Annotated in this window: 22 protein-coding genes; 5 read left to right on the forward strand and 17 right to left on the reverse strand. The window is 45.1% G+C overall.

Annotation, left to right across the window (positions count from 1 at the left end):
- Positions 1 to 61 precede the first annotated feature (61 nt).
- A complete protein-coding gene (locus tag AB4154_RS12690) occupies positions 62 to 1,888 on the reverse strand; it encodes a choice-of-anchor I family protein (protein ID WP_372123220.1) in 1,827 nt (608 codons plus the stop codon).
- Positions 1,889 to 2,090: 202 nt separating this feature from the next.
- Positions 2,091 to 2,732, reverse strand: coding sequence for an outer membrane protein OmpW (ompW, locus tag AB4154_RS12695; RefSeq protein ID WP_050643748.1), 642 nt, complete (start codon positions 2,730 to 2,732; stop codon positions 2,091 to 2,093).
- 399 nt (positions 2,733 to 3,131) lie between these two features.
- Between ompW and glgC the strand changes: the two genes are divergently transcribed.
- A complete protein-coding gene (gene glgC / locus AB4154_RS12700) occupies positions 3,132 to 4,352 on the forward strand; it encodes a glucose-1-phosphate adenylyltransferase (RefSeq protein ID WP_004733006.1) in 1,221 nt (406 codons plus the stop codon).
- A gap of 121 nt (positions 4,353 to 4,473) precedes the next feature.
- Here the strand turns inward: glgC and AB4154_RS12705 are convergent, their stop codons facing one another.
- Together AB4154_RS12705 and AB4154_RS12710 are read right to left on the reverse strand one after the other, a co-directional pair.
- Positions 4,474 to 5,904 carry a YfcC family protein gene (locus AB4154_RS12705; RefSeq protein ID WP_004733003.1) on the reverse strand — a complete coding sequence of 477 codons (1,431 nt, stop codon included), beginning with the start codon at positions 5,902 to 5,904 and terminating at the stop codon, positions 4,474 to 4,476.
- 411 nt (positions 5,905 to 6,315) lie between these two features.
- The gene (locus AB4154_RS12710; RefSeq protein WP_102565991.1) at positions 6,316 to 6,900 is read right to left on the reverse strand and encodes a hypothetical protein; all 585 of its coding nucleotides are present in this window, start codon (positions 6,898 to 6,900) and stop codon (positions 6,316 to 6,318) included.
- Between the two features lie 420 nt (positions 6,901 to 7,320).
- On the opposite strand from AB4154_RS12710, the gene hpf reads away from it, so the two are divergent.
- The 3 genes from hpf to AB4154_RS12725 all read left to right on the forward strand — a co-directional run bounded on the left by hpf (position 7,321) and on the right by AB4154_RS12725 (position 8,999).
- On the forward strand, positions 7,321 to 7,677 hold the full coding sequence (gene hpf / locus AB4154_RS12715) for a ribosome hibernation-promoting factor, HPF/YfiA family (protein WP_004733000.1): 357 nt from the start codon (positions 7,321 to 7,323) through the stop codon (positions 7,675 to 7,677).
- A 278-nt stretch (positions 7,678 to 7,955) separates the two neighbouring features.
- Positions 7,956 to 8,111, forward strand: a complete 156-nt coding sequence (locus AB4154_RS12720) for a DUF3012 domain-containing protein (protein WP_372123223.1) — start codon at positions 7,956 to 7,958, stop codon at positions 8,109 to 8,111.
- Positions 8,112 to 8,219: 108 nt separating this feature from the next.
- Positions 8,220 to 8,999 carry an HAD-IIB family hydrolase gene (locus AB4154_RS12725; protein ID WP_102540843.1) on the forward strand — a complete coding sequence of 260 codons (780 nt, stop codon included), beginning with the start codon at positions 8,220 to 8,222 and terminating at the stop codon, positions 8,997 to 8,999.
- Between the two features lie 176 nt (positions 9,000 to 9,175).
- On the opposite strand, the gene phnE (AB4154_RS12730) is transcribed toward AB4154_RS12725, so the two are convergent.
- From phnE (AB4154_RS12730) to AB4154_RS12785, 12 genes are all read right to left on the reverse strand, one after another.
- Positions 9,176 to 9,979: a phosphonate ABC transporter, permease protein PhnE gene (phnE, locus tag AB4154_RS12730; RefSeq protein WP_004732994.1), complete on the reverse strand. Its 804-nt coding sequence runs from the start codon at positions 9,977 to 9,979 to the stop codon at positions 9,176 to 9,178.
- Positions 9,979 to 10,803, reverse strand: coding sequence for a phosphonate ABC transporter, permease protein PhnE (gene phnE / locus AB4154_RS12735; protein ID WP_017083144.1), 825 nt, complete (start codon positions 10,801 to 10,803; stop codon positions 9,979 to 9,981). Before phnE (AB4154_RS12735) ends, phnE (AB4154_RS12730) begins: the two co-directional genes overlap by 1 nt.
- On the reverse strand, positions 10,791 to 11,561 hold the full coding sequence (phnC, locus tag AB4154_RS12740) for a phosphonate ABC transporter ATP-binding protein (protein ID WP_004732991.1): 771 nt from the start codon (positions 11,559 to 11,561) through the stop codon (positions 10,791 to 10,793). The genes phnE (AB4154_RS12735) and phnC overlap by 13 nt, the downstream gene beginning before the upstream one ends.
- A gap of 130 nt (positions 11,562 to 11,691) precedes the next feature.
- Positions 11,692 to 12,732 carry a phosphate/phosphite/phosphonate ABC transporter substrate-binding protein gene (gene phnD, locus AB4154_RS12745; protein ID WP_004732989.1) on the reverse strand — a complete coding sequence of 347 codons (1,041 nt, stop codon included), beginning with the start codon at positions 12,730 to 12,732 and terminating at the stop codon, positions 11,692 to 11,694.
- A gap of 299 nt (positions 12,733 to 13,031) precedes the next feature.
- Positions 13,032 to 14,252, reverse strand: a complete 1,221-nt coding sequence (locus AB4154_RS12750) for a glycerophosphodiester phosphodiesterase family protein (protein ID WP_029222231.1) — start codon at positions 14,250 to 14,252, stop codon at positions 13,032 to 13,034.
- 313 nt (positions 14,253 to 14,565) lie between these two features.
- Positions 14,566 to 15,918 carry a sigma-54 dependent transcriptional regulator gene (locus AB4154_RS12755; protein WP_054541528.1) on the reverse strand — a complete coding sequence of 451 codons (1,353 nt, stop codon included), beginning with the start codon at positions 15,916 to 15,918 and terminating at the stop codon, positions 14,566 to 14,568.
- Positions 15,915 to 17,888 carry an ATP-binding protein gene (locus AB4154_RS12760; protein WP_372123225.1) on the reverse strand — a complete coding sequence of 658 codons (1,974 nt, stop codon included), beginning with the start codon at positions 17,886 to 17,888 and terminating at the stop codon, positions 15,915 to 15,917. The genes AB4154_RS12755 and AB4154_RS12760 overlap by 4 nt, the downstream gene beginning before the upstream one ends.
- Positions 17,889 to 18,270: 382 nt before the next feature.
- Complete coding sequence (gene dgcA, locus AB4154_RS12765) at positions 18,271 to 19,257, reverse strand: N-acetyl-D-Glu racemase DgcA (protein WP_372123228.1); 987 nt, start codon at positions 19,255 to 19,257, stop codon at positions 18,271 to 18,273.
- 57 nt (positions 19,258 to 19,314) lie between these two features.
- Positions 19,315 to 20,322, reverse strand: a complete 1,008-nt coding sequence (gene dgcN, locus AB4154_RS12770) for an N-acetyltransferase DgcN (RefSeq protein WP_372123230.1) — start codon at positions 20,320 to 20,322, stop codon at positions 19,315 to 19,317.
- A gap of 91 nt (positions 20,323 to 20,413) precedes the next feature.
- Positions 20,414 to 21,304 carry a LysR family transcriptional regulator gene (locus tag AB4154_RS12775; protein WP_102556975.1) on the reverse strand — a complete coding sequence of 297 codons (891 nt, stop codon included), beginning with the start codon at positions 21,302 to 21,304 and terminating at the stop codon, positions 20,414 to 20,416.
- Between the two features lie 103 nt (positions 21,305 to 21,407).
- Entirely contained in the window at positions 21,408 to 22,244 is an 837-nt protein-coding gene (locus AB4154_RS12780; RefSeq protein ID WP_372123232.1) for an SGNH/GDSL hydrolase family protein, read from the reverse strand.
- Between the two features lie 110 nt (positions 22,245 to 22,354).
- On the reverse strand, positions 22,355 to 22,867 hold the full coding sequence (locus AB4154_RS12785; protein ID WP_182795505.1) for an RNA methyltransferase: 513 nt from the start codon (positions 22,865 to 22,867) through the stop codon (positions 22,355 to 22,357).
- Between the two features lie 275 nt (positions 22,868 to 23,142).
- Here AB4154_RS12785 and AB4154_RS12790 point away from each other — a divergent pair, with 275 nt between their 5' ends.
- On the forward strand, positions 23,143 to 24,804 hold the full coding sequence (locus tag AB4154_RS12790) for a methyl-accepting chemotaxis protein (protein WP_017088291.1): 1,662 nt from the start codon (positions 23,143 to 23,145) through the stop codon (positions 24,802 to 24,804).
- A gap of 114 nt (positions 24,805 to 24,918) precedes the next feature.
- Here AB4154_RS12790 and AB4154_RS12795 read toward each other — a convergent pair whose 3' ends face one another.
- A complete protein-coding gene (locus tag AB4154_RS12795) occupies positions 24,919 to 25,788 on the reverse strand; it encodes a LysR family transcriptional regulator (RefSeq protein WP_136974138.1) in 870 nt (289 codons plus the stop codon).
- Between the last annotated feature and the right edge of the window lie 54 nt (positions 25,789 to 25,842).

A 25,842-nucleotide genomic window follows, 5' to 3' on the forward strand; every position in this document is an offset into this window, starting at 1 on the left:
CGACTTAACAAGTCGTGGCGCTTTTGTTTTGATTCAATCTAATTGCTAGTAAGAAGCGTGATTAAAACTCAACGCGGTAAACTGACGTGCTACCACTCACTTCGTTGCCAACCGCAATAAAGTGGTTACCAGAACGAGTGAAATACTTGATTGATTCTGGACCTAAATCACCCGCTTTAGCGTTGTAAGTCTCGTTGTCGCAATCACCGTCTTCATCAACCTTAGTACACACAGGCTGAGTAAAATCGCGGTTGTTTAGATAGCTGATGAAACTTGCACTCTTAGGCTGCGTTACGTCGTAAACCATGATGCCACCTTGGCGCTCAAGTCCAATAAAGGCATAGTGCTTACCGTTGATTTCAGCCACTTCGATCGCTTCAGGTTCTACGCCTTTATCATCACTACGATCGTCACCGCTTTGGTTGTTATCATTGGTGCTGTTGAAGTTTGCAGGATCTTGCTCAAGTACGATTCGAGCAAAATCATCGCCACTATCAAACACTAACTCACCCGACTCATCCCAGATAGAGAAAGAACGACTACCAAATGCTTGAACCTTTTGGTCAGCAGCGAGTATGCCTTGTGGCTTAATCACTTTAAGACGTGCAAGTTGCTTGTTGTCTTTCAATGCGCCTGCTAATGGGTGGTTAGCATCAACGTCTAACTTCTTGCCACGCACTTCATCGACATAAGCGATACAAAAGTCTTTTTCTGTGGTGTAGTTATCGGTGCCTTGATAGTCATCGCCATCCCACTCAAAACCTTTCTCGTCACACATTTCTTGCGTGGTCTTGATGCCATATTCACGACCATCACCTTCGTTTGCTGTCACAATGTAGGTGTTACCATCAACACTGTAGCTGGTGATGCTGTCTGGCATGTAAAGGCCTTCCAACATTGGATAATTTTGTAGGTTACCGATGTTTTTATCTTTATTTGACGCATCTAGCTTAGCGCTGTCCCAAGGCTTTCCGCCTAGCCCAAGAATCGCATCCACTTGTGCACTCGCCACATCAATCGCGGCCAAAGCGTTGTTCTCTTGAAGGACAACGTAGAGTTTTCCGTTATCAGCAAACGTTAGGTATTCCGGTTCAAGATCTTGAGCAACGGTTGCATTCGGCGCAGAGATTCGAACCTTATCGGTTAGCTCTGCATGGCGAGGCTGACCTTGATTGAATGCCTTGAAATCAATCTGAGTGACTGTCGCTTGCAAACGACCATTGGTTAAATCCACCAGCGTTACTGAACCTTCAGGATCAATGCTGTAATCCGCATTCGGCTCACCTTCATTTGCAGAGGCAATGTAGCGACCATCTTTCGAGAAGCTCACCATGTCCGGTAATGCACCAGCCGTATAAGTAGTGATCAGCTCTAACGTGTCTGAACGATAAAGGGCAATGATGCCGTTTTGTTGCTTGTCGGCATTTTCAATCGCGACAGCAACTAATCCTTGATGAGTCGACACACTGTTCGCTGCACCAATATCAATACCAGAAGCTGCAGCCGCTGATTGAAGATCGATAGAGCCCTCAGATGCTGGTGCGCTGTCAGAGTTCATCGATAACACATCGACTTTTTGTGCTTGAGCATTGACGACATAAAGCTTGTCGGTACATGAATCGTAGCTGACGATTTCGGCTGCTGAAGTATCAAACGGGGCATCGGCAATTGAACGACCAACTAGGCTGATTCCGGTTACCTCAGCATTGGAAGCGCTTGGCTGCTCGATGGATTGGCATTGAAGGCTAAAAGCATCAAGTGATGTTTGAGATGGCGTAGCAGTCGTTGGTGGTGTTGTCGACGTTGAAGTTGACTGCGAACATCCTACTAGAGCAGAGCTTACCGCGATAGGCAGTAATAATGTCAGCTTATTAAATTTACGATTCATATATCCTCCATAATTTGAATCGCGATCATAGAGGGCTGTTATGACACTTATCTTTCCCTTTTATTAACAATAAATGACGACAATAAGTTTCTCTTACCCATAACAACAGGAATCTAAGGCGAGCAATCCATTAACAAGCAAGCAAAAAAAAGCGCCCAAGCTGGCTGATGCTTGAGCGCCTTTAGTAAACTGAATAGGGAGATTAGAAGTTGTAACCACCACCGATCATGAATACCCATGGGTCGATATCAACGTCTGTTGAGTACTGAACGCCACCAGCTTTGTATTTCGCTGTTGTGCTGATGTCTGCATACCAAACTGAAGCGTTTAAGAACCAATCTTCATTGATCATGTAGTCCATACCGATGTTTGCAGCAAGACCCCAAGAATCATCAAGAGACAAGTCGCTCAAGCCAGCATCTTTGCCCGTACCATTAAGTTCTTCATCGAAAAATACGGTGTAGTTAATACCAGCGCCTACGTAAGGACGAAAGTCGCTGTTCGCTTGACCGAAGTAGTACTGAACCATAAACGTTGGTGGAAGGTGCTTGGTGTCAGCAACTTTACCTAGGCCATTAACAGAAATACTGTGAGAGAAAGGGCTCGCCGCTAGTACTTCAAAACTGATGTTGTCAGTGAACATGTAGCCGAAAGTAAGGCCAAGTTGAGTATCTGAATCTACTGAAAACTCTAGATCTGGGTTGTTAAGTACAGCGCCGCTGCTGTCGTTTGGAGATACCGTTGCTGCACCTGCACGGATGATGAAATCACCTTCTTTATGAGCAAGAACATTGGTAGACATAAGAGCCGCAATAACCGCAATACCACATACTGTTTTTTTCATTATAATTTCCTTTTGAGGGCTTAATTTTTATTGGTGAATGAGTAATCATTTCTTATTTTGCGTGCAAGGTAGCACATAATAACCCTACTTTATTGATGGAAATCAATTTGTGAAAAGTTGTGATTATTTATGTAAATTTATATCGACCCGATCACTTTATTCCTTCATTTTATTGACAGTTTTGTAATGCAACTTTCCCGTGCGTCATCTTGTTAATTCACCCCCTCACTTTGCCCAGATCTCTTCGGATCAAAATAGAGCAAGCCAATATCTCGTACGCATCAATTTGGTGCAAATCTACAAGAATCAGCCTCACCTCGTTTAATATTCAATGAGTTACATTTGGCTTAGTGCTTGCAAGTCTATGTTCATAATCATAAATACATTGAGGTTCTGACCATGCAAGACACTCTAACAATCGTTCTGGCCGGCGGTGTTGGCTCTCGGCTTTCTCCCCTCACCGATAACCGTGCAAAACCTGCGGTGCCCTTTGGTGGCAAATATCGAATCATCGATTTCACACTCGCGAACTGCCTGCATTCTGGGCTTCGCCAAATTCTAGTGCTGACTCAGTACAAATCTCACTCTTTGCAAAAACATTTAAGGGATGGTTGGTCGGTGCTTAACCCCGAGCTCGGCGAATACATCACCAATGTTCCCCCACAAATGCGAACCGGTGATAGCTGGTATAGCGGTACAGCCGATGCGATTTATCAAAACTTGTATCTGCTTTCTCGTAGTGAAGCTAAGCATGTGGTGGTGTTATCAGGCGACCATATCTATCGCATGGATTACGCGCCAATGCTCAAGCAACACAAAACGAACGAGGCCGACTTAACCGTGGCGTGCATGGAAGTTTCAATTGATGAAGCCAAAGAGTTTGGTGTGATGGAGATAGACGAATCTCTCGAGATCAATAATTTTACCGAGAAGCCACGCTACCCTGCATGTGTACCCGGTAGGCCAACTCGAAGCATGGCTTCAATGGGTATTTACGTCTTTGATAAAGAGGTGCTAACACAAGCGCTACTGGCGGACGCCGAAGACCCGAACTCAAGCCACGATTTTGGTAAAGACATCATTCCTAAATTGGTCGGCAACAACAGTGTTTACGCATACAAGTTTGGTGACGAAGAAGGGCGCGTAACACAAGATGCGTACTGGAGAGATGTTGGTACTATCGACTCTTATTACCAATCCAACATGGATCTGTTGAAGCCAGCCTCACCTATCGATTTATACCAACCAGATTGGGCGATTCGCACCTATGATCCGCAACTTCCACCTGCGCGAACCATTGCTTCTGTAGAAGGAAACCAAGGGATATTCATCAACTCGATGATCGCGAATGGAGTGGTGATTGAAGGGGGTTCGGCGCAAAACTCTATCTTCTTCCCTAAGGTCAAAGTCAGCAATGCCGCGATTGTGATTGATAGTATTCTGTTTGAAGACGTCGAGATTGGGCGAAACTGCCACATTCAGAACTGCATCATCGATAAAAACGTAAAAGTGCCAGATGGAACCCAAATCGGCATTGATAGACTTGCCGACGCTAAACGCTTTCATATATCGAAAAAAGGCGTCATTGTGGTGCCCTCTTCTTACCAATTTGAAGAATAATCTTTGACGTTAGAATAGCTTTTCTTTAAACAAAAAAAGGCAGCGAATTCGCTGCCTTCTTATTTACTCACAAGGCTTCAGTTAAGCCTTAACTGTCCATGCATTCGATTAAACAGAAACCTTAGAAAGGCCCTAGCTCAATCATTTGAGCAATCACAACGGAAATCAAAGCGCCCACTGACCAAAACAAGAACAGCGGTAAGAAGAAACGAACCCACTTGGTGTAAGGCACTTTTGCAATAGCCAATACCGCTAACAAGCCACCGTTGGTTGGGTAAATATAATTAGAAATACCATCACCCAATTGAGAAGCAAGTGCTGCTACTTGGCGAGTCACTTGACCAATATCTGCCAATGGAATGATGATTGGCATAGTGATCACAGCTTGGCCACTGCCAGACGGAATGAATAAGTTGATCGCAGCCTGCGAGAAGTAGATCCCTGCTGCTGCCACAAGTTTAGAGCTACCAGAAATGATCTGTGCAAGATAGAAGATAATAGAATCAACAATCTTCGCGTCTTCCATAATGGTCAACACTGAGCGAGCGAAGAAGATGATCAGCACAGCAACCAATACATCGCTGACACCTTTGGTCCAATATTCACAAATCTTATTCGGAGACAAACCCGCAACCAAACCCGGAATGATCGCCATTGCCACAAATGCACCCGCAATCTCGGTAAAGCCAAAACCCATCGTCAAAGTGCCGAAGATCATGTATGCGAATACGCCCAAGAATGCGATGCCCGCAAGCTTTTCACGAGTAGTCAGTGTTTTCGCTTCAACGCTAGATTCGTAGTGGTAACCCGTACCATGCAACAAACCTTTGGTCGGGTCTTGCTTAACTTTGCGCGCGTAGTTAAGTACATACCAAGCACCCGTTAGCAACATGAACATGCCAACAATAAAGCGGTACCACATGCCTGAATACATAGGCAGTTCAGCAATAGTGTGTGCGATACCTGTGAAGAATGGGTTAGCTAGCGCAGCTGCAAAACCAGCACAACTTGCCAGTAAAACAACACCAAGTGCCGTTATCGCATCATAGCCAAGTTTGATACAGATAGGGATCATCAAAGAGATAAAAATGACATCAAGCTCACGCATACCGGTGAAGGTGACGTTGAAGAAGATCGCAGTCATGATCACAGGTGCAATCACGTACAAGCCTTGCTTCTTTAGCTTAGTCGTTAACGCAACGACGGATGCGTCTAACAAACCCATGTGTTTGATAATGCCGAAAGCACCACCAACGAATACCACAACACCCATCACACCAGAAGCGGATTTGAAGCCTTTAAAAAATGATTCGAAAAAAGAGGCTAATGTTGTTGGGTTACTGGCTAATAGTGTGTAACTGTCTGGGTCGATAACCGTGCGGCCATTCATGACCACTCGTTCAAACTCACCAGCAGGGATGAAGTAAGTTGCGATTGCAGCAACAATCACCATGATAACCAAAGAGAGAAACGGGTGGTTTACTTCTTTCTCTATCGGAGCTGTGTTACCAGCTTGAGATGTAGGTACGGACGTAGATACCGTAGTCGTCATATAGACTCCTTACTTGTCAGCAACTAAGGAGTACTTAGCCGCCGAGAGGGATTTTTGGAAAAACGAAACCCTTCACGCAGAACTAAGTTCGCGCTAATTTAGGCTGTTTCAAAAAGGCCTTTGATAGATGGTGCTCTCAAATGTACATAGTGAAGTAGTGAGTACTACTCTCTTTGCGTCCGAGCAAAATGCAGATGTTCAGCCAAGTCAGGCCAAACTGAATGAGGTCATTACGGGCAGATAAACAAAGAAATCCGCTGAGTAATATGTTTTTTATCAATTACAAAGACAAGCGGCGCATGCTAACACAACGAGCGGTAAATTGTCAGAAAAGTGTGAGTTTCGTCATGTTTTGGTGGGCTTAAAAAAGCGCCTAGCAAAAACTTGGCGCTTTTCTTACATTGAACTTAATTACTTAGGCGCTAGCTCATAGTTTTCTTGCATCTCATGAGGGGCAATCCCGTATTCATAATCCGCTAAGTAACCATCCTTATAAACCTTCATTCCCTTCTCATCCCAGCTCACTTTGATCATCGCCGTGTTGCCATCTTCACTGCCTAACAGCTCAAGCATTTCAGCATCGATCTTAATTGCTTTAATGGTTTTAATACGCTTAAAGGGCTTAAATTCAGTGGTCGAGGTTGGCAAAGATCCGTAGCTGCTGATCCATGTCTCTTTAGGTACTAGCCATTGGTTGAAAACATCATCCACAATCGCTTTCGGCATGCTTGCGATAACGACAGAATCTGTCATTACGTTATTTGTCTCGATGCTGTAACCACCCTCACCGTCTGAAACATAGGTCGGGAAATCAATGCCAATTTCAGACTCGGCTGGTAAACGACCTAAGGTGACCGACTTCTTAACGTACAGTTCTGCCGTTTCAAACTGCTGCATGATCTCAGGGATCTTCTGAAATTCAACAGGGGCAGCAAAGGCATTGAAAGCGAAAGAAAGGGAAGCTGCAAATGCAGCGAATTTAACAGGCATTTTCATGATAACGGATCCAAATAGAAGATAGCTGTTAGAGTATCCCGTACTAAAACTCATCTCAATATCTCATTGTTCTTTATATCAGTAATTGTGATATCGACAGAGCAAGTACGTTTTGTTCACTAAAATGGATGTGGATTTATAAAAGCAGACTAGAATAAGTATTTGGAGTGATGCGTGATTAGGGCGATAAAAACTAAGTTGAAAGAGTGAATTGGAGTAATACTTCAAAGGTGAGGGATTTTTAAACACGTTTGAAATTCACGAAACATAATATGCGACCAGTTCATCGGACTTTCAAGGGAGTAATGGGAGATTATTTGATAACACTGAAGTGAATCACACATGTGCTATTTCGCAGTTGGTTAAACTCACCGATGTTTGCTACGTTTAAATGACACAGTCATTGGAAAGGTATGATTTATGAAAATAAATGTTCAAACACATCACGTATCAATTAACGACGAGTCACGCAAAGACATCGAAAGTAAATTCGAGAAGATATCGAACCATTTCCCATCACTGATCAGTTGCGACATCATCATTACTAAAGAACACGGTCAACATCAGGTAGAAGTATTCACCAACTACGAAGGTGTACGAGTAACAGCAAAATCTACAGACGATGTTATGTACCCAGCTATCGCTGCAGCACTCAAGAAACTTGAAGCAGGCCTAAGTAACCGTAAGGGACAATTGAAAGCAGACCTACACGAGAAACCAACGAGCACGAAGCCAGAAATCGCTTCGGACATCATCCAAGAGATGAAACTGGTATAACTCGATAAGTAGTTAAAGCGAACTAACGAATAGAAGCGCACAAGAATTTCAAAGCCAGCACATGTTGCTGGCTTTTTCGATCCCCCCTCAATCTCTTTATCAATCTATTACTTTGATTTTGACTATCGCGATGGCCTAACCCCTTCACTTCTCATCTTAGAACCAAGTCCAACTCTATATCGTTTTTAGCAAACTTATGTCACTGGCTGCTATAACAATCTCTAGTCGTATTTGGTACAGTTATAAGCAGAAATTTAGAGAATAAAGGAATGTTTATTATGAAAAAAATCGCGCTAATTCTATTTCTAGCGACTCAACTGATGGCTTGTACAGAAGTGGGCAGTGAAGCTTGGTGTACAGATATGAAAGAAAAGCCGAAAGGCGACTGGACTGCCAATGAAGCCGGTGATTTTGCTAAACATTGTGTTTTGTAAACACGGTTAAGCGTTAATTAACGTCACTTAGTCAGACTGAGAGAAGACGTTTAACGACGAACAGAGCACTCCACGCAACACAATAAACCCGAATAAGTGAGTTTGAGGATGGAACACCAACTAGGTAATGACTGGCAACACATCAACTGGGTATTAACCGACGTCGATGACACGCTCACTTGGCAAGGTTCACTCCCTCCAGAAACCCTGATTGCGTTACAAAAGCTGAGAGACAATGGAATAAAAGTGGTCGCTGTAACGGGAGCCTGTGCTGGTTGGTGTGACCATATTGCGCAGCTTTGGCCTGTCGATGCCGTGCTTGGAGAGAACGGCGCCTTCTTACTAGAGAAGCAAGATGGTGCATTACAACTCTCATCTGAAACACCGCTAGAACAAGTGCGTCAGAACCAAGCAAAGCTAAAACAAGAAGTTGAAGCGATCTTGTTGAGTTACCCCGACCTATCGCTAACTTTGGATCAATCTTACCGCTTGTGTGAGGTCGCGATTGATATCGGCCAAAACCGTAAGCCTGTTGATCCTGAAACTGTTCAAGCCGTACTCGAAAGAATACACGCTTTAGGCGCACACGCGACGGCAAGTTCGATTCATATCAATGCTTGGTATGGCGAACACTCAAAGAAAAACGCAGTACACCGTTTCCTTGCTGATAAAGGCTTATCGCTTGAGCAAATCCACAATCAAGCCTGCTATGTCGGCGATTCAATGAACGATCAACAGATGTTCGAATCACTACCACTCACCGTTGGCGTGGCAAACATTAAGCATTATTGGGATAAGTTAGATCATCATCCAAGTAAGGTGATGTCGCAGCCGGGTGGCTATGGGTTTGCAGAATTTGTGGATGCGCTGCTGACAGTTAAAAGCTAGACACTCAAAAACGAGTCACGCCCTTCTACTTCTAACAAGGTCTCAGGTCACTCAATAGACATAAAAAAACGACCGCTAGGTAGACCGAAGTACCTAGGGTCGTTTGAGCTTCAAAATGCTAGATAAGCTCTTAACTTTGACACATCACACAAAACACGCTGCATTGCACCATATGTTTATATGAGTTTGTTACGTATGTGGATCACTACGGCTTCCGCAACGATAACCACTGCGAAGATACTCACTAATACCATCGAAACTTTTTGCCACTCAAAAAGGTTCTGCGCATCGTTTAGCACCACGCCAATACCACCAGCGCCCACTAACCCCAATACCGCAGATTCACGCACATTGATGTCCCAACGGAACAACACGATGGAGTAGAATGCGGGCATCACTTGTGGCCAATACCCTTTAAGCAAGATGCTCATCCAAGAAGCGCCGGTTGCGCGCAGAGCCTCGATAGGCCCCATGTTCACTTCGGCAATCGCTTCCGCTAACAGCTTCCCTACAAAGCCGATACTGCGAATGGCAATTGCCATAATGCCTGCGAGAACACCGGGGCCAAATAGTGCGATAAACAACAAAGCCCAAACCAATGAGTTCACAGAACGTGAAGACACCAGAAAGAATTGAGCCACCCAGTTCAGCGCTTTATTAGGTGTGATATTCGGCGCGTTCAACAACGCCAACGGAATCGCAAATATCAAGGTAAACAAGGTACCTAACGTCGCAATGTGCAGTGTTTCTATCATCGCTGCGTGGATTGATTCAGGGTAGAAAGCGTAGTCCACTGGCACCATACGCTCGAACATGTCAGCAAACTGCGCTGGCGCGTCGTATAGGAACTCAGGAATCACTTCAACCGTCTGCCAAGACCAAACAATCGCACACACTAAGCTAAGGTAAACGGCAAATCGAGCCACGCGTTCGTTTGGCGTAAAGCGCTGCCACTCTTTATCGATAGATGCTGTTGTCATTAGAAGATTCTCCTAACAATGTTGGAAAGAAATTCACCCACAAGAATCAATGCGATAATGGTGATCAAAATAGCGGCGACAAAGTCGTAGTCAAAACGTTGGAATGCCGAAAATAACGTGCCGCCAAGGCCGCCCGCACCCACAATGCCAACCATGGTTGAGTTACGTAGATTTGAATCCAACTGGTAACTAGCAAAGCCAATAAAACGAGTAAATACTTGAGGCATTACCGCATACAAAATGACGCTGATAAAACTGGCACCGGTTGCTTTAATCGCTTCAACCGGTTTAAAAGAGATCTCTTCAATCGCTTCTGCAAACAACTTGGCAATGAAACCAATCGATGCGAAGACCAAGGTCAGGATCCCAGCTAGGGCACCGAAGCCCACCGCTTTCACAAATAGGATTGCGATGATCACCGGGTGAAAAGAGCGACATAGTGCGATGAAACAACGTATTGGCGTCGATACGATTGAAGGCATCATATTTCTCGCAGCTAACAAGCCCAGAAACAATGAAATAACGATACCAAAGAAGCTTGAGATAATCGCAATTTGTAAGCTTTCCGCCAACCCACTCAGCAGTAAGCTAGTACGCGAAAAATCAGGCGGAAACATTCTTGATAGTAACCGCTCACTTTCACCAAAACCGATGACCAAACGATCAAAAGTCAGTCCTAACGTCGAGAAACTGTAAAACAGATAAGCGACTATCGCAGCGATGATTGCTCGGTTAGTCCATGAGGTTTTGAACGGGTTTTCATGCTTCGCTGGCGACTGGCTTGACGGTACGCTTGGCGATGAACTTGGGGTTAATCCAGCCATGACTCACCCCCGTAAATGATTTTTAGATCTTCTTCTGAGATCCCTTCAGGGCTACCGTCATAATGTACTTTACCGTTACACATGCCGATGATGCGCTTGGCATAACGCTTGGCCAAGTTCACATCATGGATGTTAACCAACACGGGAATGTTTTTCTGTTCTGCGAATGTCTCCATCAACTCCATGATCTCAACCGCGGTTTTCGGGTCGAGTGATGAAGTCGGTTCATCCGCCAATAAGATATATGGGTCTTGCATTACTGCGCGAGCGATACCGACACGCTGTCTTTGGCCTCCCGATAAACTGTCGGCACGTTGGTTAGCAAAGTCTTGCAGGCCAACAAATTCAAGTAACTCGAACGCTTTGGCGAGGTCTTGCGCAGAGTAGTTACGACGCCATGCATTCCAAGCGGTCATGTAACCCAAACGGCCACTCAACACGTTCTCGATAACCGTTAAACGTTCCACGAGGTTATATTCTTGAAACACCATTCCGATATGTCGACGCTGTTTACGTAGCGCTTGACCTTTTAATTGAGTCAGGTCTGCGCCATCAAATATGATCTCACCTTGGCTTGGATCGTTGAGTCGGTTGATACAGCGCAGAAGCGTACTTTTACCGGTACCAGATGGACCAATGATCGCGATGATACCTGGCTCATCGATATCAATATTAATGCCTTTAAGGATTGGCTTGCCTGCCACGTATTCGTGGAAAAGGTTGTTTATCTTTATTCCTTCATAGCTTGCTACGGCCATACTGCATTTCCTTGTGCGAATTTTCGAATGATCTATGCCCTACCCGCGAGGGCATAGATATTTAGTTGAAGTAGGTGTTTTTCAAAGGGCTAAGTCTTTCTAAAACTTAGCCTTCCAACAGAGCTAAGAACTAGCCGTTGTTTGCTTGTTTTGCTAGCTCAGCGGCTTTTTTCTTTGCGCGTTTAGCCGCATCTTTTTCAGCCAGTTTCTTCAAGCCAGTTTTGGTGTAAGCCGTACCTGTCGCATGAGCGATATCACGAATCACATCCCATTCTTCTTTGTAGCTGATTGGAGAGAAACGGTCAGCACCTTTAAACGATGCGCTCATTTCTGGTGTAAAGCGGTAGCTAAAGAAAGCCTCGTTGATCTTCTCAACGAGCTCTGGTTTTAGGTTGTAAGCATAGCCAAACGCAGACGTTGGGAAGCGTGGGCTACGGTAGATGATCTTCAGTTCAGAATCGTCAACACGACCTGCTGCTACCATACGATCGTACACGTCCGATGCCACAGGTGCTGCGTCATAATCTCCATTAAAGACGCCTAGAATCGATTGGTCATGCTTACCTGAGTAAAGTACCTTGTAATCTTCATCTGGCACTAGGCCTTTCGCTGGGAATAACGCACGTGGAGCTAGGTTGCCAGAGTTGGAAGATGCAGAAGTGTGTGCAACCTTTTTGCCTTTCAGATCTGACATTTTGTTAATGCCGCTGTCTTTACGCACAATCGTGATTAGGTTGTAGCCTTGGAAACCAGACTCATCGCCCTTCACCGCAATTGGAACGTAACCTGCTAAATTAACTGCGTAGCCAGTCGGGCCCGTAGAGAAACCAGCAACGTGCAGTCGACCAGAACGCATCGCTTCTACTTGCGCAGAGTTCGAGTGAACTGTGTAGTAAATCACTCGCTTACCCGTGATTTTACTTAGGTGAGCTTGGAAATCCGCAAACGCATCTTTGTACAACGCAGGGTCTTCTACTGGCGTGTAAGTAAACACAAGCGTACTTGGGTCATTCCACTCATCTGGGTTCTTTGGTGAATCGGCCACCAAATCTTGGTTTTCATCACAGTATCGATCGTCTAACACACCACGGCTAGAGCAGTCGCTTGCCATAGCCATTGAAGGAAGTAGTAATGAGCTAGCGATTAACAGTCCTTTAACACTGATTTTCATATTCAAACCTTACTTTTACTTATTGTTGAAAGTCACCTTCACTGTTGCAGCCTTTGTGCCACCTTTTTATATCTTTAATTTCAATAGCTTAAATAAAACCCCACACTTTCAAATTACTTTTGAGTCATAAGTGTCCAACTAAAAACCCATCATTTGGGTCATTTTTGTCCCACAATTTCAGTGGTAAAAAAAGAGCCCGAAGGCTCTTTGGTTCACTGCTTTTTCTCTTATTATTCTTTGGCTAAGCGCTCTCTATACAAACGCTATAATTAGCGACGTAACAGCGCTCTCAGAATCGCCTATGCGTCGCTGTCCATGCAGTTAGCGTAATAAGTTACCGTTGCAGGCCAATCGCTGAATACGCCCATCACACCCACATCTTGTGCCAGCACATCAAGCATTTTCATCATATCGCCATCATTGTTGATGCCGTCTTTCACGCTCTTGTAGTACCAACCACCACCTTGCGCTAGCGGGCCAGAACGTTCCAGTGTCCATGCGATAATGTCGAGGTCTGCATCCTTAGCCAGTTTCGCGTAGTTAGACGCCACTAATTCGTTGTTCTTATCAAGTTCAACCAAAGCAAACAGAGGTGGTGCGATGATATTCACGCCCGCATCGTGTAGCTCTTTCATGTTTTCAACAGACGCGACAAAGTCCGCTTGTTCGTAAACACGGTCATCAAGATAAACCGCTTGTTTGCCGAACTTCGGTGTTTCATTGATCCAATACTTCACATCATCCAAGTTGAATGACTGTAGGTAAGTCTCAGAAGGCTTGAAACCCGCTTCTTTCAGTTCATCCACCAACTTCTGCGCATACATCTCTTGGCTAAATCCATTGAAAGGCATATCTACCGCGGCTGATTTCAATTCAGGAGTGACCTTCACGCCGTGCTCTTTAAACAGTGCTGCACTTTCTGCGTGTGTCATCAGTGTCCCACTTTGACTGTAAAGATCGGTTCTCCAACCTGGAGTCCCGTTCATGTACTCTTCAACCGTGGTTGCTTTTGGATTCGCACCATCCATTTTCCCTTTAAGAGTCTTAAACTCCGCTAGCGTGAAATCAGAGGTACGACACTCAACCTGCGCATCTTCGCCTGTCGCCGGGTTGGCTGGAGTGAACGGTGTTGAACACTTCTTAGCGAGATCTGGATGCGCCAAAACATCGGTTGTGGTGTGCAGATCACTTTGAGAGTGACGACATACCAACGCCTTGTCTTTGGTGAAAGTCACATCACACTCTACTACGCCTGCGCCCATTTGAATCGCCGCCAAATAGGATTCCTTCGTGTGCTCAGGAAACTGCATCGCAGCTCCGCGATGCCCAATAGAAAAATCACTACGATGAAAAGGTCCTTCGCTGCAACTCAACAGCTTAGTTTTCAAAGGGCTCTCATCCATATTGTTGACTAAAAAGAGGGGACGAGGTCCTAAGTTTGCTGGTTCTGCAGCGGCCCATGCCGTTATTGAACTCATGCCTAATATCAGAGCAATCGAACCTTTCAGTATTTGCTTCATGTTTGTATCTCCTTGCAACAAGCAATTATTTTTCTAATGTCCTTTATTCGATCATTCAATGTTGGATAGCTGTCATATATAGATAGCTGTCATATGTTTTTTGACTCAACATCGAATAACCTTATGTGGGCTAACGCCACAATGTAGGGATTGCACGCTTTGTGCCAGATGTTAAAGCCCTTTTATTACAATCACTTGAAACGGTTAGCCATTCGACTAAAAGTTAAATGGGTCATTGTTGTCTTGTGCTTTTTATTTTGGCTTTGGTTTTGATTTTGATTTTGGTTTTCCATTTAACAAACACCTGAACGAATTAGGCTTTGAAACTCTCTTTATCTAATTGGTGTTTCTTCATTTTTCGATAAAGGGTTTTACGCGGTAAATTCAGCTTACTTGATACCTCGTTAATGTTACCTGCGCTTTCTATTAGCGCCTCCGTCAGTACATTCCTTTCGTACTGCTCCATCTGCTTTTCAAAAGCGAAATCTTCTCCGGACGCTTCACAAATTGGCGATTGAAGATCGAAGCCATCGCCGACGATACCCAACACAAATCGATCAGCGACATTACGTAGTTCACGAACGTTACCCGGCCATTCATGCCGACATAGCTGCTGTATCTGCTCAGGGTAAATCGTTGATGGGCGCGTCTTATATTTGTGGCTCGCTTGAATCACAAAATGGCGAAACAGCACCTGAATGTCTTCTTTTCGTTGGCGCAGTGCCGGAAGGTTTAAGCTCGCAATGTTCAATCGATAGAAGAGATCGGCTCTGAATTCCCCAGACTCACTCAAACTCACAAGATCGGCTTTACTGGCTGCGACCACTACGATGTCGACAGGTATCAACTCATTACCACCAACACGCTCAATCATTCGCTCTTGAATCACGCGCAGCAGTTTTATTTGTACCGCAATCGGCATGCTCTCAATTTCATCGAGAAACAGAGTGCCGCCATTGGCTTGTTCTATTTTGCCAATACGCTTCTTGTTCGCGCTAGTAAACGAACCCGCTTCATGGCCAAACAACTCACTTTCGATAATGCTCTCAGTCATGCCACCACAGTTAATCGCAACAAATGGCTTAGTCTTACGACGACTGAATTGATGCAGAGCTTGAGCTATCACCTCTTTGCCCGTTCCCGTTTCTCCGTTGATGATGGTATCGACGCCGGTATGTGCCAAAGCGAGCACTTGCTTACGTATCGTATCCATCGCTTTTGATTGGCCAATAACCACAGATTCAATCGGTAAATCCTCTTGCCCATCGCCATCCGAGGTTGACGGGCAACTGTGCTGACACTGGGCAATCGCCAAATCAAGCTTCTCCACCAGCTCACTCGAATTAAGCGGTTTTTCCAGAAAGTCGAAAGCGCCCAGTTTCATCGCTTCGATCGCCATTGGGATATCGCCATGACCACTCATCAATAAAACGGGCACATTCGGGGCACGGTGTTGGATTGAGCTCAACAACGTCAAACCGTCCACTTTCGGCATGCGCACGTCACACAGCACAACCGACTGACTGTTCGCTTTAAGCGACTTTAGGCCAAGGTTGGGATCAGTAAAGGTGGTGACACTAAACCCTTCTAGCTCTAACATTTCGCTCACGGCTTCGACGACATCTATTTCATCGTCGATAAGAACTATGTGTTTTTCTGAAATCATGAACCTGTGCCTTTTGGTAGAGTGACGATAAAGGTGGTGCCTTGGTGTTCAACCGATTCCACGTGAATCGAGCCGCCAAAATCTTTTATTATGTTGTATGCGATAGACAAGCCTAGCCCAAGCCCCTTACCTGTTGTTTTGCTGGAATAAAATGGGTCAAACAAATACGGGATATCTTCTTCAGGTATGCCCAGTCCGTTGTCCTTAACCAAAATCTGAGTGGTGTTCGAAAGCACTTGCGTAGCAATACTAAGTTGAGGCTGCTCTTTATGCTCAATGGCATCCAGAGCATTGCTGATAAGGTTCACCAGTACTTGTTCCAAGCGTATGCTGTTGGCTCGAACCATCTGGTAACTTTGGGGGGAATACTGAATCGACACTGCGCTCTGTCTGGTTTCAAACAGGTCAATCGCATCACTGACAACCTTATCCAACTCGACGTTATCAATCTTGCCATCGCTCTTACGTGAGAAGGCTTTTAAGTGACGAGTAATCGCAGCCACCTTTTCTAGCAGGATTTCGATCTTTTTAAGATTCTCTTGTGCTCTGTCTGGTCTATTTTTACCGAGCCAAAGCTGAGCACTTCGAACGTGGCTATTCACAGCCGTCAGAGGTTGATTAATCTCGTGAGTGATCCCAACACTGAGTTGCCCCAATGCAGCCAGTTTTCCGGCTTGGATCAACTCATCTTGAGTCACTCGAAGTTTGGCTTCGGCTAGGGTTCGCTCTTCCACTTCAGCTTCTAATTTTCGGTTGGTTTGCTTAACGACTTTGGCCGTAGTTTGGAATACCTTTAGGTACTTGGCCATTTGCGTCACTTCGTCTTTGCCACGAATGGACACTTCGGTATCTAAATGGCCGGTAGAAATCGCAAACATGTTGTCTTTAAGCTGTAAAAGTCTTTCCAAAATGCTCTTACGCACGTAGAACCATGAAATAGCAGCGGCAGCCAACACGCTAAATAGAGAAAGGAAGAGAGAGAGACGCTGGTTAGATTGCAAAGATTGCTGTGCCTGTTGAATCGATTGGTCAATATTGCTATTCACCTTGCTGGTGTTGCTTTCGATCTGCACAGTTAATTGGTTCAAATGCTCGCGGCTGTTTTGCAGGAAGTATTGCTCTTGATAAAGATGATCGAGCGCTTTGTTTTTCATCCCATACAAGCTGCTATCGCTTGAGGCAAGGTTATAAATCACCGTGAGTTTATGATCTAATTGAGGAAAATCACTTCTTAAATCACCACTGACCCAGAGCTTCCACCACTCTTCCCCTACCTGCTCTAATCGCAAACTGGTGTAATCCAGTTCATTAAAACTGGAGTCGTTATACAGCTTTTCGACTAAGCCTAATTGGTAATAAAGCAGAGACTTGAGCTGTGTGTACTGGATTTGGTCTTTGGCAGGCTCTGGCAAGTTATCAAGTGAATCACTGGCCTGTTGCAGTAGCGGGTAAAAACCTTCCAGTAGATTACGAAGTTCTTGGTTGAGCTGTTCTGACTCAATTTCACTTTGATACAACAAGCTGAGGCTGTTATTAACTTGGGCGATAAGATCTTTAAAATAGGAGTGATAGTCCGGGAACTGAACCATAACGCTATTCATCACGGAAATAGCGTCTTCGATTTTTAGCATCGCCTGCTTGCGCTCTAAATTCGATTCAGCGTCACTGAGCTGAGAAGATGTTGTGATAATCACTCGCACCATATCATTAAGGCGTGCAGCATTATCTAAGGCCGGGATTTCAGTCTCCTTTAGCTCAACAAGACGTTGGTTTAAATCATCGAAAGTAAAGCTGGAGACAACCGAGAGGAAGATAGTGGTCATCGATAGCATGGCTAACGCAAGTACCAAGCGCAGCTCAATACCTTTCCAACCAAACCACTTACGACGTGGGATTTTGATCGAGAACGGGCGCTCGAAACTATCCTTATTTTCTACAACCTCGGAGACATGACTGCTCACTCGCCCCACCTTCTTCTCATCAAATAATCAACAGGAACTGTCAATGATTCAATTAGTTAGGGTGTGAGCCTTACTTAGGTTTGCATCGAATAGCTTTAGTGAAGCTATTAAATGAAGAGTAATCATTAACATTTCACATAAGATATCATAACAATTGTTTTATAAAGCTTGAGCTGTCTGTTTTGCGATAATAGAAAGTGACCGCACCGACAGAAACGTGATTACTTTATCAATACGCCCGTAAATTATACGAATAGCGCGCTCAATCAAGCAGTAAAAACCTTTGATTATTTAATAAGTTAAGGACTATAGATCTAAAAAATCGCACAAGCTTTCACTCATGCGATTTCATTTATGTCATGCCCATCGACTAACCAGAAGCTCAACGAACTTAGAGAATAATCATCCCATCGCGATAAGTCAGAGCAGGAGAAACGTCTTGGCCAAGTAAGACTGGGCCATCAAGGTCGACAATTTCAGATTGAACGGCGATAGGCAAAGCTGCACGCATCGCCAAAGAAGTTCCGAGCATACAACCAGACATCAGCGTAAATCCTAGCCTTTGGGCTTCTTCTGCAAGAACCAATGCTTCAGTCAAACCGCCCGTTTTATCGAGTTTGATGTTGACCATTTCATACTTACCCAACAGCGATGAGAGCTGTGAAGTGGTATGACAGCTTTCATCAGCACACAGTGGGATCGGGTGATTGATGTGTGCCAGTGACGCATCGTGCTGCTGTGGAAGAGGTTGTTCGATCATCGCAATATCAAATTCTGTCAGTTGATTGAACAACTCTTCGAGATTCAGCCCCGTCCACGCTTCATTGGCATCCAGTACAATCTGAACATCTGCCGCCGCTTCCCGTACCGCGCGAACACGCTCTACCACTTGCTCGCCATCAAGCTTCACTTTTAAGAGTTTCGCTCCATTTGCGACATAGTCTCGAGCCTGAGTCGCCATGGCTTCTGGCGTACCAATCGAGACGGTCATTGCTGTCACGATTTGATTGGGTAACTCAAACAGGCTATTTGGGAAGACCTGGTCATGTTGTTTGGCTTCAAGCTCCCAAAGCGCACAATCGACCGCATTTCGCGCTGCCCCTCCGGTCAATAAAGACTGAAGATGATCTCTTAGCTCTGCCGGATCGGTAACGCCTCGCTCAAACATACCTTCAAGTGCGCTAGACGCTTGTTGGATTTGCGCTAACACAGACTCCGATGACTCGCCGTATCGTGGGTAAGGGGTGCACTCTCCCTGAGCTTGTTTGCCATCATGTTCAATATAAACACGAACAACGTGACACTCAGTTCGACTGCCACGAGAGATGCGAAAAGCCGTTTGCATCGCGATAGTAATGGGTTCTGCTGTAATCTTCATAATTTCACTCGGTTGATGTTCGCTTTAACAAATGGAAACGTAGAAATGATGAAGTCGTTAAAGTGAATGTCGCAAATGATCAGTAATGTGTTGTACACAAAAACGCACAGGGTCCGTCACGGGCACTTGATAGAGTGTGGTCCATTCTTGGCATAATGTCTCAGCGTCTTCAATGCTAATTGCCGAAGTGTTCAAGCAGATACCAACCAATTTCACATCTGGATTCGTCAGTCGTGCCGCTTGTAAGTTGGCTTCAATCGTCTGTTCTATGCTTGGCAATTGAGCATGAGGAAGGTTACGAATATGTGGTCGCCCGACTTCATGGCACAACACCAAAGCATCGGCTTGTGCGCCATGTAATAACCCCAAACTCACGCCTGCAAACGAAGGGTTGAACAAAGAACCCTGCCCTTCAATGATGTCCCACTCGTGGTCGGTAAAATCGGGGCTAATCGCTTCAACCGCGCCGGAAATAAAATCCGCAACCACCGCATCAATCGAAATTCCGCTGCCTTCAATCAAAATACCGGTCTGCCCTGTCGCTTTAAACTGAGCAGATGTTCCCGCTTGTTTAAGCGATTTTTCAATCGCTAATGCCGAGAACATTTTGCCTACTGAGCAATCTGTTCCGACAGTAAGCAGGCGCTTACCCTGACGAGGCTTACCGTTACCAACCTTTAGAGAACCATCAAAATGGCGTACATCATGAAGCTTAGTCAATCCTTGTTGCTGCATGTCAGAAAGCGGTGAAAATTCACTCAATCGTTGGTGCATGCCAGATGCAATCTCATATCCCATTTCTGCAGCTTCCATTATGGTTGGCTGCCAAGAGTCAGGAATAACACCACCTGGGTTTGCGGTGCCAATCACTAGCGTTTTCGCCCCCTGCGCTTGCGCCTCTTGCAAGGTCATGTCCGTTAAGCCAAGTGAAACGGTATCGTCTGTTAAACGAAGCTGACCTAGGCAGATTTCTGGGCGCCATTGATGAATACCACGGGCTGTTTTTGCGGCAAGTGGGTCAGTAACATCCCCAAGAAAAAGAAGGTAAGGTTGAGCGATAGACATGAGCATTCCTAATTAATAAGTCCTTGTATGGATTTACTTTAATTAGGAATGAGATAGCTGCCGAATACCTATTTATGGCGAGCCTATAACCTTAAGTTATAGGGTGGGTATGGCTCTTCAATGAAGCGATAAATTGTTTAACGGAAATCGACTGAGGGGTGTGCTCTGCACAAAGCGTCGATACCGAAAATGGGATATCCGGCTGCAGTGAAAGCACGCAAACCGAGTCGTCATTTTGATATTGCTCTGCCGTCCACGGATCCACAATCGCAAACCCCGCTTGGTGCTTCACCAGTTCCGCCGCCGCGCTATATCCACGTACCGATATCGGATGGTGATAATGCTCATCGCGTGCAATAAGGCTTTGATGTAACAGGAGGCCTAATGGATCGCGGCCATCAAGCCCGATGATTGGCAGCGGATAATTGATAAGATCATTTAGCGTTAATTCTGCCGGTAACTGCTCAACCGTATTGGATGGAACCAAAACCTTGAGTGATTCGGTTAATAGCGTTTCACTTAATATCGCAGGCGGTGCTTCATCGCCGAACGCGATAGCAATATCAAGCTCATGCTTTAATAGCCCAGCACACAGTTCGTCACGGTTGGCTGTCAGTAATTCAAAAGAGAGTTCTTGCTCACGAGACATTTGGGCGATCACTGGCGTCAGCAATTTGGTCGCCAGAATCGGCGGCGCACCAATACGTAAATGCTGATGGCCTTGCTTCACTTTGTTGGTCAAAGAACGAAATTGACCCAGTTGTTGGTAGACCTTCTCCGCTTCCGGTAACAAAGTTTTCGCTTCAACCGTTGGTACTAAACGCCCTTTAACTCTTTCAAATAAACCAAACCCGAGTTGTTGCTCAGTGTGCGCCAGAATACGAGTCACATTAGGTTGCGACACATGCAAGCTGCGCGCGGCTCCAGATACGGTTCCGGTTTGCATGATGGCGTAAAAGACTTCCAACTGTCTTAGGTTCACATTGATGTCCTTATGGTTCGCGAAACAAATCTAGGGTTTGGCTTTTCTTGTATTAGCTAAGCTAGTTAACGGTCTAGCTAGCTTTTTGGCTTTTTGCGTGGGTCTATTTTAGTAGCTCAGCTACCGTAGGTTGAAGTACCACAGCCCAAACTTGGTAAGCCTTGGCATTCAAATGCAAATCATCACATGAGTACTCATTCGACAAAAGCTGATTAGGTGACAATACAGAATTCACATCTAAGAACGCAATGCCTTGCTGAGAACAGTACTCGCTTATCTTGCTATTGAGCAGTTCCACTGAAGGGTTCAAACCTTGCAGTTTAGAGCCAACATAAAGCGTTGATTGCACCAAGATTCGAATATCGTTTTCTTGCCACACCTTAAGCATATCAATGTAGTTCTGGTAGATATATTCGACATCATAACCCTGAGCTAAATCGTTTACCCCTGCCATAAAACATACAAGCTTTGGTTTCACATTCAACGTGGTATCAATGCGGCGCAACATGCCTGTTGTGGTATCTCCTGCTAGGCCACGATTGACCATTGAGACATCGCGGAAAATATCCGCCCACGGGGCCCACTCGGTGATCGAATCACCAAACATCACTAAGTCTGCATTTGGAGAAAAATGGCGATGATTATCTGATGTCATGATGTAACGGCTCATGCTATGGCCTCGTTGTTGAATCTCAGACTGAAGAGCGACCGCTTTGAGAATATCACTATCCAGCGTAGTGCCATCAAATTGAGCCAGTAACCCTTCGATGTGTGGCTTAAAAGGGCTAAGACGAGTACTCAGTTGGTGGTGTTCTTTAAGGGAAGATAACCTCTCTAATAGTGCGTATAGAGAGCTATTTTGACCAACTTCTTGGAATAACTGATACAGATCGAGGACAGGGTGTTGTTGCAGCGCGGCAAGTAATTGCTTGTCTTCCATGGTGTTATCTAACCCTTCAATTATCTAATGATGAACCAAAGATAATATCCGATTGCTTACGGGATAGATAACACTAGAAGCAGATCGTTACTTTTACTAGAAGTAAATAGTTACTTTTCTTTGACTAATAAGTGATTGCGGTTATCACGGCTTTTCTTAATCAGCTCGTTGCTCTCGTCCATTTCATCAGATTTCGCAAGGCGATCATAAAGTAGCACGTTAACCGTCGCAGCCAAGTTCATGCAACCAACCGTTGGTACATACACAACGTGATCAGCTCTATCCGCAACATCTTGAGAAATAGAGCCGTCTTCAGGGCCAAAGATATAGATAGCGTTTTCAGGGTGTTTAAAACGAGGCAGTGGTGTCGCACCTTCTGCTAGTTCTACACACACAATCTGAGTTTCCGCGTCAAGATTATTTAAAAATGACTCAGCGGCAGTAAGCGGGATCGTGCGCGCTGCGCTCTTCGTATCAGTGTGGAATTTAGCGGCTTTTTCGTAGCGTTGCCCTGTGTATTTAACTTCGTCGACTTGGTAACAACCAGCCGCACGCATAACAGCGCCAACATTCGTCGGGCTCTTTGGGTTAGTTAAACCAATAATCACATGGCTTTTGTTCATGAATATTTCTCACTTAACGAATAAACATAGCAAGGTGCTACAAAGGGCCGCATTCTACCAAAACAACGTCGAATTCAAAAGCATCGATACAAACTCGCTTTTTCGCTCTTAAGCCTTTAATTGCAAGGCATCTCACATTAAAAACTTAACCGCCATCATGTTTATCAAACAAAAATATTCTAGGGTAACAATTAGACAACAAGCCCATTTACATTTTGAAACCACATTAATAATGTGTTGAAAATTGTATGAGAAAATCACACAGGAAGCGTGAAATGACCCTAACCATCAAAAACCGCCTTTATATTCTCTCTTTCATTCCTTTGCTACTAATGGCAATTGGCATGATGAGCGTGACGTATATGAAGAGCACCGAGCTAACCGCACAGCAAGTAGAATCGACGCGTAGCAATATGATGGCGATGAAAGAAAAGGAACTCAAAGCGTACCTGCAAATGGCCTACTCTTCGATCAGCCCATTTTTAGATAAAGGGGCAACACTAGAAGAAGCTCTACCAACATTGAAAACCCTAGAATATGGCGAATCAGGCTATATTTTTGGTTATGACTCTAAAGGTGTCCGAGTTGTGGTTGGGCAAAGTAACGATGGTATTGGTAAAAACTACTATGACCTTCAAGACAAGCAAGGTAATTACCTAATCCGAGACCTGATCAAGAACTCAAAATTGGGTGAATTTACGACTTACTATTTTCCGAAACCAGGCCAATCTGTCGCGTTACCAAAACTCAGCTACTCAGTATTTGTTCCGCAATGGGACTTAATGCTTGGTACTGGCTTCTACACCGATGACATCGACGCTGTTATTGCCGAGATGAAAGAAAGTTCGAATGTCGCGCTACAAAGTTCCCTGACTGCTATCGCGATTTTCTGCGGATTGATCGCCCTAGTGGTAGCCGTTTTCGCTGTTGCAGTGAACCGTACCATCATGCAACCTCTTGAGCAGTTCGACCGTTCAATTAGTGCCTTTGCAAGTGGCGAGGCCGATTTAACCGCTCGAATGGAAAAATTCAAAGCCCCTGAGTTCACTAAGCTCAGCGAGAACTTCAACGCCTTCGTTGCTAGCCTACAAACCATCATCCGTAGCGTGAGTGATGTTGGCCAGCAAGTCGTCGCTGAAACCAGCAGTATGTCTTCTCGCGCCGCTCAGGTTGATGAAATTGCCACTGGTCAGCGTGAAGAGACTGAACAAGTTGCAACAGCAATGACCGAAATGACAACAACAGCACAAGAGATCTCCAGTAACGCAAGCCAGGCGGCGGATTCAGCGAAGCTTGCAGAGGGTAATGCCAAAGAAGCTCAACAAATAGTGAACGCTGCTGCCAACTCTGTTGCTGGTCTTGCTAGCGAAGTATCCGAAGCCAACACAGTGGTATCTAGATTAGAAGGTGATGTACAAAACATTTCGTCGTCACTGACGGTCATTCAAGATATTGCCGAGCAAACAAACTTATTAGCACTGAATGCAGCAATTGAAGCCGCTCGTGCAGGTGAGCAAGGGCGTGGATTTGCAGTGGTTGCGGACGAGGTGCGTAAACTGGCAAGCCGAACTCAAGAAAGCACTGGTGACATTCATAAAATGATTCAGCAGCTAAAAGCCGCCTCAGATGCTGCCGTAAAAGCAATGGATTCGAGCCAAAATAAAAGTGCTCAAACGGTGGAAGAAGCGAATGCCGCAGCCGCAGCACTGGCGAAAATCCAAGAGTCGATTGATACGATCATGGACATGAACTCATTGATTGCTACCGCGACAGAGCAGCAAAACATTGTTGGCCAAGAGATATCTCAACGCATTGTGGTGATTTCCGATCAAAGCTCACAATCAGCATCATTAGCGAATCAAAACCGTGCGGGTAGCCAGAACCTCAACAGCCGCGCAAATGAGCTGTATCACTTGGTGGATCGCTTCACCGTCTAATACATTTTCGGTCTAGTAAGCCGTAATCAAACGATAATTAATCCTAAAACACGTCGGGCTTCAGAATCTCTATTCTGAAGCCCGTTTTTATCGGTGGAGGTTTTAAGCCATACACTAATCCAATTGCTCAGAAAGGAAGTCCACCAGCAGGCGAACCTTTGAAGATAAGTTGCGGTTCTGAGGATAAAGCGCCCAGATCCCTTCTTTGTCATCTCGATAATCGGACAGCACCTCAACCAACTCACCAGAATCAAGGTCTTCACTCACATAGTATTCCGGCAACTGCACCAAGCCAATGCTCTGCTTAGCTGCGTCTAACAAGGCTAAACCACTGTTGCACTTAATGCGTCCGTTAACACGAACTGAGCGAGGGCGTCTATTTTCTTTGAAACGCCAATGTTCAAATCCACCGACTAAACATTGGTGATTATTTAATTCTGATAATGTATGCGGCTCGCCATAACGTTCAATATATTCAGGGCTTGCACATACATAAAGTTGGCGTTGAGACAGCCTCTTTGCCACAAGGCTTGAGTCTTCCAAGCGGCCAAGACGAATCGCAACATCAACACCCGAATCGATAAGATCGAGCTTTTGATTGGTCAGCATCAGCTCAAGCTCTACTTGCGGGTGAAGCTTTAAGAATTGATGCAGTATTGGGGCGAGTTGGCGCTCACCATAAGTCACAGGCGCGGTGACTTTCAGTAAGCCTTTGGGTGTGGATTGCATCTGCGTGACCGCAAGCTCAGCAATTTCTAAACCTTCGACCAACAACTTACATTGTTGGTAATAGAGTTGCCCAGCCTCTGTAAGAGACACCTTTCGAGTCGTTCGATTGAGCAGTTTCACTGCGAGTCGTTCTTCGAGGTTTGCTACTCTACGACTGATTTGAGCCACCGACGTAGCGAGCTTCTGCGCCGCACCAGTAAAGCTTTCACGCTCTGCCACTACAACAAACTCACTTACCCCTTCCCAATTGGCCATGCCTTTACCTTATGCTGAACTTTGGTTACCCATACAGTGTATTGAAGTTAGATA

The organism is Vibrio sp. 10N.286.51.B11 (genome assembly GCF_041469245.1).
GTDB classification, from domain to species: Bacteria; Pseudomonadota; Gammaproteobacteria; order Enterobacterales; family Vibrionaceae; genus Vibrio; species Vibrio crassostreae_C.

Excerpts from the sequence above, each read along its gene's own strand:
- ompW (WP_050643748.1), bottom strand. The coding sequence starts at position 2,732 with ATGAAAAAAACAGTATGTGGTATTGCGGTTATTGCGGCTCTTATGTCT.
- AB4154_RS12795 (WP_136974138.1), bottom strand. The coding sequence starts at position 25,788 with ATGGCCAATTGGGAAGGGGTAAGTGAGTTTGTTGTAGTGGCAGAGCGT.
- AB4154_RS12755 (WP_054541528.1), bottom strand. The coding sequence starts at position 15,918 with ATGATTTCAGAAAAACACATAGTTCTTATCGACGATGAAATAGATGTC.
- phnE (WP_004732994.1), bottom strand. The coding sequence starts at position 9,979 with ATGACAACAGCATCTATCGATAAAGAGTGGCAGCGCTTTACGCCAAAC.
- phnD (WP_004732989.1), bottom strand. The coding sequence starts at position 12,732 with ATGAAAATCAGTGTTAAAGGACTGTTAATCGCTAGCTCATTACTACTT.
- AB4154_RS12785 (WP_182795505.1), bottom strand. The coding sequence starts at position 22,867 with ATGAACAAAAGCCATGTGATTATTGGTTTAACTAACCCAAAGAGCCCG.
- AB4154_RS12725 (WP_102540843.1), top strand. The coding sequence starts at position 8,220 with ATGGAACACCAACTAGGTAATGACTGGCAACACATCAACTGGGTATTA.
- AB4154_RS12720 (WP_372123223.1), top strand. The coding sequence starts at position 7,956 with ATGAAAAAAATCGCGCTAATTCTATTTCTAGCGACTCAACTGATGGCT.
- phnE (WP_017083144.1), bottom strand. The coding sequence starts at position 10,803 with ATGGCTGGATTAACCCCAAGTTCATCGCCAAGCGTACCGTCAAGCCAG.
- AB4154_RS12705 (WP_004733003.1), bottom strand. The coding sequence starts at position 5,904 with ATGACGACTACGGTATCTACGTCCGTACCTACATCTCAAGCTGGTAAC.
- dgcN (WP_372123230.1), bottom strand. The coding sequence starts at position 20,322 with ATGTCTATCGCTCAACCTTACCTTCTTTTTCTTGGGGATGTTACTGAC.
- glgC (WP_004733006.1), top strand. The coding sequence starts at position 3,132 with ATGCAAGACACTCTAACAATCGTTCTGGCCGGCGGTGTTGGCTCTCGG.
- hpf (WP_004733000.1), top strand. The coding sequence starts at position 7,321 with ATGAAAATAAATGTTCAAACACATCACGTATCAATTAACGACGAGTCA.
- AB4154_RS12690 (WP_372123220.1), bottom strand. The coding sequence starts at position 1,888 with ATGAATCGTAAATTTAATAAGCTGACATTATTACTGCCTATCGCGGTA.
- AB4154_RS12710 (WP_102565991.1), bottom strand. The coding sequence starts at position 6,900 with ATGAAAATGCCTGTTAAATTCGCTGCATTTGCAGCTTCCCTTTCTTTC.
- AB4154_RS12780 (WP_372123232.1), bottom strand. The coding sequence starts at position 22,244 with ATGGAAGACAAGCAATTACTTGCCGCGCTGCAACAACACCCTGTCCTC.
- phnC (WP_004732991.1), bottom strand. The coding sequence starts at position 11,561 with ATGGCCGTAGCAAGCTATGAAGGAATAAAGATAAACAACCTTTTCCAC.
- AB4154_RS12750 (WP_029222231.1), bottom strand. The coding sequence starts at position 14,252 with ATGAAGCAAATACTGAAAGGTTCGATTGCTCTGATATTAGGCATGAGT.
- AB4154_RS12790 (WP_017088291.1), top strand. The coding sequence starts at position 23,143 with ATGACCCTAACCATCAAAAACCGCCTTTATATTCTCTCTTTCATTCCT.
- dgcA (WP_372123228.1), bottom strand. The coding sequence starts at position 19,257 with ATGAAGATTACAGCAGAACCCATTACTATCGCGATGCAAACGGCTTTT.